The 7,478-nt window shown below is 29.4% G+C and carries 6 protein-coding genes; all 6 read left to right on the top strand.

Annotated features, from left to right (window positions below; genetic code table 11):
- On the top strand, positions 1–225 hold a 225-nt coding region (locus ABCP60_RS08080), incomplete at its 5' end, for a mannonate dehydratase (RefSeq protein ID WP_271893128.1).
- Between the two features lie 126 nt (positions 226–351).
- Positions 352–1,752, top strand: a complete 1,401-nt coding sequence (uxaC, locus tag ABCP60_RS08075) for a glucuronate isomerase (protein ID WP_195581608.1) — start codon at positions 352–354, stop codon at positions 1,750–1,752.
- Positions 1,753–1,773: 21 nt separating this feature from the next.
- Positions 1,774–3,831, top strand: coding sequence for a TIM barrel protein (locus ABCP60_RS08070; RefSeq protein ID WP_330615411.1), 2,058 nt, complete (start codon positions 1,774–1,776; stop codon positions 3,829–3,831).
- Positions 3,832–3,860: 29 nt separating this feature from the next.
- Complete coding sequence (locus ABCP60_RS08065; RefSeq protein ID WP_195928659.1) at positions 3,861–4,859, top strand: Gfo/Idh/MocA family oxidoreductase; 999 nt, start codon at positions 3,861–3,863, stop codon at positions 4,857–4,859.
- Between the two features lie 5 nt (positions 4,860–4,864).
- Positions 4,865–5,722 (top strand): sugar phosphate isomerase/epimerase, encoded by an 858-nt coding sequence (locus ABCP60_RS08060; protein ID WP_092925140.1) that lies wholly within the window; start codon positions 4,865–4,867, stop codon positions 5,720–5,722.
- A gap of 67 nt (positions 5,723–5,789) precedes the next feature.
- Positions 5,790–7,241: an MFS transporter gene (locus ABCP60_RS08055; protein ID WP_092925142.1), complete on the top strand. Its 1,452-nt coding sequence runs from the start codon at positions 5,790–5,792 to the stop codon at positions 7,239–7,241.
- Positions 7,242–7,478 lie beyond the last annotated feature (237 nt).

Below are 7,478 nucleotides of genomic sequence, written 5' to 3'. Positions count from 1 at the left end.
GAAAGTAGCTTTAATGAAGTAGCTCACTTATCTGAGTGTGGATCACTTGATTTTTATGAAATAGTAAAAGCATATTGTGATTATGACTTTAAAGGACCATATAGACCAGACCATGGAAGAATGATATGGGGAGAAACAGGAAGACCAGGATATGGACTATATGATAGAGCTTTAGGAGCAGTTTATATAAATGGATTAATAGAGGCTATAAATAAAAATAAATAATTTGAATAAATTAGTCTAAAAAAAGAAAATTAATTCAAATATTGTTAAAAATATTTTATGATAAAATATTTAGTATAAGTTAAATAAAGTCAAAATTTTAATTAAGTGAAATATATGGGGGTAAATATGAAAACGTTTATGGATAAAGACTTCCTATTAAATAGCGACACGGCAAAAACATTATATCATAACCACGCAGCAAAAATGCCTATATTTGACTATCACTGCCATTTACCAGCAGTAGAAATAGCAGAAGATAAAACATATGAAAATATAACTCAAATGTGGTTATACCATGACCACTACAAGTGGAGAGCTATGAGAAGCTTTGGTATAGATGAAAAGTACATCACAGGAGATGCTAGTGATTTTGAAAAGTTTAATGAATTTGCTAAGATGATGCCTTATTTAATAGGAAACCCTATATATCATTGGTCTCATTTAGAGCTTAGAAGATACTTTAACATAGAAGAAACTCTAAGTGAAAAAACTGCCGAGATTATATGGGAAAAAGCAAATCTTAGTATCAAAGAAAACAATTTAAGTGCAAGAAAGCTAATAGAAATGTCAAATGTAGTATACATAGGAACTACAGATGATCCAGCTGATGATTTAATATATCATAAAAAAATAAGAGAAGATGAAAGTTTTGAGTGTAAAGTAAGACCTACATTTAGACCAGATAAAGCACTTAAGATAAAAAATGAAGGTTTTATAGATTATATAAAAGCTTTAGGAAAATTAGAAAATATAGAAATAAAAACATACAGTGAACTTTTAAAAGTACTTAAAAATAGATTAGACTTCTTTGTAGAAAATGGATGTAATATAACAGATCATAGTTTAGAAAGAGTTTATTTTGAAAATTCAACAATAGAGGAAGTTGAAGAAATATTTGTTAAAGTTTTATCTGGTGAAACTATAAGTGATAAAGAAGCTTACAAGTACATAACTTTCACATTAATAAGCTTAGGAAAGATGTATAGCGAGAAAAATCTAGTTATGCAACTTCATATAGGTGCTCTTAGAAATAATAATACAAGAATGTTTAACAAAGTAGGGGTAGATGCAGGATTTGATAGTATTGATGATGGGGAAATCGCTTATTCATTATCAAGAATATTAGATAGTCTAGATGTAGAAGATAAACTACCTAAAACTATACTATACTGTTTAAATCCAAAGGATAACGAAGTACTAGGTACTATGATAGGTAACTTCCAAGGTGGAGGCATAGCTGGGAAAATACAATTTGGTTCTGGATGGTGGTTTAATGACCAAAAAGATGGAATGGAAAGACAATTAATGGCACTTTCACAACTTGGATTAGTTAGTAAATTTGTAGGAATGCTTACAGACTCTAGAAGTTTCTTATCTTTTACAAGACATGAATATTTTAGAAGAATACTTTGCAACTACATAGGTAACTTAGTTGAAAATGGAGAATATCCAAACGACTTAGACATACTAGGTCAAATAATTGAAGATATATGTTTTAACAACTCAAACAAATACTTCTTAGGATAAAACATTTTATAGGGGGAGCGTATGTTAGAAAATATAAAGATATCGGGATTTTCAGATGAAATAAGCAGTGATTTTGATACACAACTTCAAACAGTAACAGAACTTGGTATGGAGTATATATCAATAAGAGGGGTAAATGAAAAAAACTTTAGTGAATATAGTATAGATGAACTAAAAACTTATATAAAGCCAAAATTAGAAGAATATAAAGTAAAAGTATCTTCTATAGGATCACCTATAGGTAAAGTATTTATAGATGATGAAGAAGGTTTTAATAAGCAAGTAGATTTGTTAGAAAAATTATGTGAAATGGCAAGTATACTAGAGTGTAAGTATATAAGAATGTTTAGTTTCTATATGCCAAAAGGTAAAAATCCTGATGACTATAGAGATGAAGTTATAAAAAAATTAAGTATATTTACAGAAATAGCTAAAAAGCACAACATAATACTACTTCATGAAAATGAAAAAGACATATACGGAGATATATCTTCTAGATGTTTAGAGATATTAAAAAGTGTAAATTCAGATAACTTTAAAGCTATATTTGACTTTGCAAACTTTGTTCAGTGTATGGAAAACACTAAAGAATGCTATGAATTATTAAAAGACTATATAGTATATTACCACATAAAAGATGCAAATAAACGTGATAATCAAAATGTAGTATGCGGAACTGGTGAAGGTAAGATAGAAGAAATACTAACAGATGCTATAAAAAATGGATATAAAGGCTTTGTAACTATGGAGCCACACTTAGTTATATTTGATTCATTAAAAGATTTAGAATTAGAAGATGTTAATGAAATAATAAAAGAAGACAAAGGTCTAGACGGAAAGAGTGCTTATGCACTTCAATATAAATCTTTAGTAAACATATTAGGAAAAATTGAGTTTAGATTAAACAAATTTGGAGGGGACGATATGAAACAAGTAAGATTTGGGATAGTTGGAATAGGTCAAATGGGTGGATCTCATGCTAGTTGGTTAGCAGAAGGAAAAGTAGCAGGAGCTAAGTTAACAGCAGTTTGTGATATAAACCCAGCTAAAAAGGAATGGGCTAATGAAAAGTTACCTAAAGATGTAAAATTCTTTGATAACTACATAGACATGTTAGATAGTAAAGAAATAGATGCTGTATTAATAGCTACACCACACTACGATCATCCAGTAATAGCTATAGAAGCATTAAACAGAGATTTACATACATTAGTTGAAAAGCCAGCAGGAGTTTTCACTAAGAAAATAAGAGAAATGAATGAATTAGCAGAGTCTAAGCCACACTTAGTATTTGGTATGATGTTTAATCAAAGAACAAACCCATTATATCAAAGAATAAAAGAAATAGTAGATAACGGTGAAATAGGGGAAATAAGAAGAACTAACTGGATAATAACTACTTGGTGGAGACCACAAGCATACTATGATATGAGTGACTGGAGAGCAACTTGGTCAGGAGAAGGCGGAGGAGTATTAGCTAACCAAGCACCTCACCAATTAGACTTATGGCAATGGATATGTGGAATGCCAACTAAAGTAAGAGCTAACTTACAATTTGGTTCTCACAGAAATATAGCTGTTGAAGATGATGTAACTGCTTTTGTTGAATACGAAAACGGAGCTACTGGAACATTTATAACTTGTACACATGACATATTAGGAACTGATAGATTTGAAATACACGGGGATAAAGGTAAGATAGTAGTTGAAGGAAGTAAGAAAGTAACAGTTAAGAGAATGAAAGAAAGCGAAAATGAATTAAACAAGAGATTAACTTTTGCTGATGTTGCAAATCTTTTCAGAGGAGAAGGTATGGGAGATTTATTCGAAGTTGAAGAATTTGAAATACCAGATCAATGGGGAGTTCAACATATAAATGTTATGATAAACTTCACTGAAGCTATATTAGAAGGTAAAAAATTATTAGCACCAGGAACAGATGGTATAAATGGAGTTATATTATCAAATGCAATGCACTTATCAAGCTGGACAGGAAAAGATATAGAATTACCATTTGATGAAGATTTATACCTAGAAGAATTAAACAAGAGAAGAGAAGCTGAAAAAGCTAACGCATAAATAAAAATAGGAGAAAGAAGGGAAAATATATGGCACTAAGAATAGGGATTATAGGTCTAGGAGATGTTTCTATGGTTCATCTTCATGCAATTAAATCAAATAAAAATGCAAAGCTAGTTGCAGTATGTGATATAGATGAAAATAAAAAAGATTTAGTAAAAGATGCTAAATTTTATACAGACTATAATGAGATGATTAAAAATGAAAACTTAGATTGTGTTCATATATGTTTACCACACTACCTTCACTATCCTGTAACTAAAGAAGTGGCTAATCTAGGAGTTAACATACTCCTAGAAAAACCACTTTGTTTAAACGCGAAAGAAGCTAATAAATTTAAAAAATTACATGACAATACAGATTCTAATATTTGTATATGTCTACAAAATAGATACAACAAAACAACAAAGCACTTATTAAATATAGTAAATTCTAAAGAATATGGAAAAGTAATTGGTATAAAGGGGATAGTTACTTGGAGTAGACCAAAAGAGTATTATGACATAAAGCCATGGAGAGGTAGTATGAAGTTAGCTGGTGGTGGAGTTATGATAAATCAGTCTATACATACATTAGATTTAATGCAATTATTAGGTGGAAAAATAGATTCTATAAAAGGTAAGGTTAGTAACTTATTAGATTATGATATAGAAGTTGAAGATACAGCTAGTGCTAGTATAAATTTCTCAAATGGGGCTAAAGGGTTATTCTTTTCAACAATAGCATATTGTGACAGCTCTAGTGTTGAGATACAGGTAATACTTGAAAAGGGTAAATTTACTATAAAAGATAGTAAATTATATAAATCAGTAGGTGGAGAAAAAGTTTTAATAGTAGAAGATGATAAACTTAGTGGAAGTAAGCATTATTATGGAGCTAGCCATAAAGAAATTATAAATGATTATTATAATTGCTTAATAAATAACACTAAAGATTATATAACTATAAATGACGCCATACCTTCTATAAAAATTATAGATAGTATAAGAACTTCATCTAAGGATAATAAACAAATATTATGGGGGTAAATAATATGACAAAACCAACAATAGGCGTTCAAATGATGATGCTTAGAGAAAAAGTACAAGAAATGGGTATAACTGAAACTTTCAAAAGAGTTAAAGAAATAGGATTTTCAACAGTAGAATTATCTCAAATACCTATGACTGAAGAAAATGTATCTGAAATAAAAAAATGTTTAGATGAGCTAGATATGAAAGTATGCGCAACTAGTGCAGCTATAAAGTCTTTAATGCCTTCTATTAAAATGGAAAACTTAAGAGATGACTTTGACAAAATAGTATCAGATACTAAAGCATTAAATTGCAAATATATAAGAGTAGGAATGATATCATTTGATTGTTTAGGATCAAAAGAAAAGATAATTGAGTATACTAAAGAATTAAATGAATTTGGTAAAAGATTAAAAGAAGAAGGTCTAGAACTTTATTATCATAATCACCATGTTGAATTTGCTAAATATGATGGTGAGTATATAATGGATATAATGGCTAAAGAAAGTGACCCAGAGTATTTAGGATTTGAGCTTGATGTTCATTGGTTACAAAGGGGAGGAGTAAATCCATTAGAGTGGATAAAGAAACTAGAAGGAAGAATAAAGATAATACATATAAAAGATTATAGAATAGCTCAAACTATAGACTTATCAGGTGGAATGGAACAAATAATGACAAATATGGCATTAATGGTTCAATTTGCTGAAATAGGAGAAGGAAACTTAGACATAAAAGCTATAATAGATTTAGCTGGAGAAACAGGGGTTGAACATATATTTATAGAGCAAGATGATACATATGGAAAAGATCCATTTGAAAGCTTAGAAATAAGTGCAAGAAATTTAAAAGCATTAGGATACGAAGATAGATTTTAATTAGTAATTTTTTTTAAAGATTGGGAAAACAATTTCAAAGATTTAATAATCGAAAGGGGAATAAAAAGTGTCTAACGTATCAAAACAACAATATAATAGTGCTAAATTATGGCAAATAGGACTTTTCGCTTTAAATAATACTGCCACAAATGTAATAATGTCTATAATGACTTACTTGGCAATATTTAGTCAAAATATACTAGGTATAGCTGCGGTAACTATAGGGGTAGTTATAACATCTATGAGAATATTTGACGGTATAACAGATCCAATAATAGGATATATGATAGACAAGACTGAAACTAAGTTTGGTAAATATAGACCATTTATGCTAGTTGGAAATATTATATTATTAATAACTGTGTATTTAATATTCGGAGTAGTACCAAACCTTAGTAAATCAATGAGATTTCCGGTACTTTTAGGAATATATGTAATATACATAATAGGATACACATTCCAAACAGCTTGTACAAAAGCAGCACAAGCGTCATTAACTAATGACCCTAAGCAAAGACCATTATTTACAATATTTGATTCAATATATAATAGTATATTATTTTCAGTATCAGCATTAGTAATAACTTCTATATTACCTCCAATGTTTGCTGATGGATATGAAAATGGTTTATTAAATCCTGAAATGTGGAAGATGGCAGCAATAATATTTGGTGGAACTTCATTTGTAATGACAATACTTGCAATTATAGGTATATCAGGGAGAGATAAAAAAGAATTTTACGGTGTCGGAAGTGCAGCAAATCAAGTTAAGTTTAAAGATTACTGGCCAATAATAAAGTCAAATAGAGCTATACAAATGCTAGTTATAGCAGCTTCAACTGATAAGTTAGCAAGCACTCTTGCTAATGCAACTAAGATGTATTTATTTGGTAACGTATTGATGAATATTAGTTTACAAGGTGAGATGAGTGTTATAACAACTCCAGTAACGATAATTATAACAATAATTGGAGTTAGATATGCATCAAAACTTGGGCAAAAGAAAGCTTTTGTTGCAGGTACTTGGTTAAGTATGGCAATGTTATTTGCAATGATTATAATACAACCATTTGATAATGTATCTATGACTAATATAAATTTAAATACTATACTATTCTTATCTATAACAATACTTCAAGGTGCATTTGCAGGGATATCAGGAAATATAGTTATACCAATGATAGCAGACTGTGCAGACTATGAAACATATAGAACTGGAAAGTTTGTTCCAGGTATGATGGGGACATTATTCTCATTTATAGATAAGTTAATATCATCATTTAGTTCAACATTACTTGGAGTAGGGCTTGCTATAATAGGTATGGCAAATGCAGTAATAGTTCCAAATACTCCAGCAGATACTAAGTTTTTCTGGTTAATAATGACGTGTATGTACATAGTACCAATATTTGGACATATAGCATCTATAATAGCTATGAAATTCTATCCATTAGATGCAGCTAAAATGGCTGAAGTTCAAAGTGGATTAAACAGTATAAAAGAGAAACAAGGTGCTTAAGGTTAAATTTTATTTGAGTATTTTGTAAACATATTAATTTAAGTTTAAAGTAACGTATTTTAATCATAAAGAATCTCATGTAGTGATATATGAGATTCTTTGTGATTTTATTTATAATAAAAAAGAAGGTTTAGTAATAGAATTTGAAAAGTCGTTAAGTTAACCTGTAAAATAAAATTAATACTAGTATACCAATAAACCGAAATATATGATATACTAGTATTAATCTTAGGAAAA

The organism is Romboutsia sp. MSSM.1001216sp_RTP31141st1_G3_RTP31141_220114 (genome assembly GCF_039031195.1).
Taxonomy (GTDB): domain Bacteria; phylum Bacillota; class Clostridia; order Peptostreptococcales; family Peptostreptococcaceae; genus Romboutsia_C; species Romboutsia_C hominis.
The sequence above is the reverse complement of the archived record's forward strand: the minus strand, read 5'-3'. Positions and strand labels throughout refer to the sequence as shown.

What these genes read in the sequence shown, in the direction of transcription:
- ABCP60_RS08060 (WP_092925140.1), top strand. Translation starts at nt 4,865, where the DNA reads ATGACAAAACCAACAATAGGCGTTCAAATGATGATGCTTAGAGAAAAA.
- uxaC (WP_195581608.1), top strand. Translation starts at nt 352, where the DNA reads ATGAAAACGTTTATGGATAAAGACTTCCTATTAAATAGCGACACGGCA.
- ABCP60_RS08070 (WP_330615411.1), top strand. Translation starts at nt 1,774, where the DNA reads ATGTTAGAAAATATAAAGATATCGGGATTTTCAGATGAAATAAGCAGT.
- ABCP60_RS08065 (WP_195928659.1), top strand. Translation starts at nt 3,861, where the DNA reads ATGGCACTAAGAATAGGGATTATAGGTCTAGGAGATGTTTCTATGGTT.